This is a genomic window from Brachyspira catarrhinii (assembly GCF_005518285.1).
GTDB classification, from domain to species: Bacteria; Spirochaetota; Brachyspiria; order Brachyspirales; family Brachyspiraceae; genus Brachyspira; species Brachyspira catarrhinii.
The window spans coordinates 1-1503 of record NZ_SJDU01000483.1; the positions used below are offsets into that span (position 1 = coordinate 1).

The 1503-nt window shown below is 21.2% G+C and carries 2 protein-coding genes; both read right to left on the reverse strand.

Annotated elements, in window-relative coordinates; genetic code table 11:
* Positions 1 to 755: type I restriction-modification system subunit M (locus EZH24_RS11675; protein WP_137999261.1), on the reverse strand; the 755-nt coding region annotated here is incomplete at its 3' end.
* A complete protein-coding gene (locus EZH24_RS11680; protein WP_137999262.1) occupies positions 752 to 1402 on the reverse strand; it encodes a type II restriction-modification system restriction endonuclease in 651 nt (216 codons plus the stop codon). The genes EZH24_RS11680 and EZH24_RS11675, both read right to left, overlap by 4 nt.
* Positions 1403 to 1503: the final 101 nt, after the last annotated feature.

A 1503-nucleotide genomic window follows, 5' to 3' on the forward strand; every position in this document is an offset into this window, starting at 1 on the left:
TTATTATTATTATATCCATATACCATCGATATTTTAGTATTATTTAGTTCTTTATAAACATAACATTCATTATTAGTCTTTTTTTGAGAAAAATCTATAAAAAATAAACAAGCATCAACATCTACATTGAAATATTGCTTTGAATTTATATTATATATTTCTGCATTTTTATATCCTAAATTATTATCCCATAAATATTTTAGGATTTTTCTTGCCACAGATGTTTTACATAAAAAAACAAAGTAAAAATTATATTTATAAAATTTTTCTATTAATATTCTAAATATAAATTCCGACACATCAAAATTACTTTTTCCCATAATAGCATCTATACCATTTAATTTTGATATTTTATTACTTTTATTAGGAATATTTTTCATTTCGAATAATGATAAATATGAATTTGTTACCCAAGGTGTATTACCTATCAATAATAAATTATCATTTATATTAAAAAAACTTGTAATATCTTTGTTGTCTAAATACTCAAATATGTTATCTTCTATTATACAAACATTGTTTATTTTTTTATTTTTTATATAAGAACAATAATCATTATTAATTTCTATTCCTATAGAATATTTAGGATTCAATATTATATGAGCATTTAAAAGTATGTTTCCTAATCCGCAAGTTGGTTCTAAAATAGAATCAATATTAATTTTTTTATTTAATAGTAGATTTATAATTAATGTAGATAATTCTAGAGGTGTTTGAAAATCTCCATATACTGATTTTATATTATTTTTTTTCATAATAATTTATCAATATCAGGTAAATTATTAGATTCGGCTATTACCCTACCATATTGCAATCTCCATTGTAGGGTATTTGATATAGTAAGATAGCCTATATTAGGTCTATTATATAATATTTCTTTTGCAAGATTATATGCCTCTATGTCATCAATTGGAAGATTTTTATCAAACAATATTGATACTATATCATCTTCATTGGCTTTATTATCCAAAGCATTATTTATCATAGTAGTTAATTGGAAATCTGCTGTTCTATTTTTATCTATATATATTAAATGTTGAATATTTAATATTGAAGAATTAGTTATTGGATTATCAATTTTATTATACACAAATACTAATAAATCATATCCTAACCCATATATTTTTTGTCTTGCTGACTTAAATGGACTAGAAGATTGTGGCTGAATAATACTTGTAGTTTTTATATCAACATTTAAATCTGGAAAATCTATACCATTAGATGAATTACCCGAATTAAATTCATATCCTGATTGTAATAAATGGTTTTTAAATCTATGTTCAAAGTCTGTTGCTATTTTTTTTCCATCCGTTGTACCATATAATAAAGAATTATTATAACTTGCTTCTAATTTTGAAAAAATAACACTTTCTTTTTTTAAATTATCAATAGTTAGTCTCATAAATAATAAATTCCTAATAATAAAATACCACTTTACTATTATAAAAAAGTGGTATTTTATTTGTTATTATTTATTCTTCAACTTTTAAGTGAAGCTCTTCA

Bases quoted from the DNA above. Each gene is read 5' to 3' on its own strand.
- EZH24_RS11680 (WP_137999262.1), bottom strand. From the start codon at position 1,402: ATGAGACTAACTATTGATAATTTAAAAAAAGAAAGTGTTATTTTTTCA.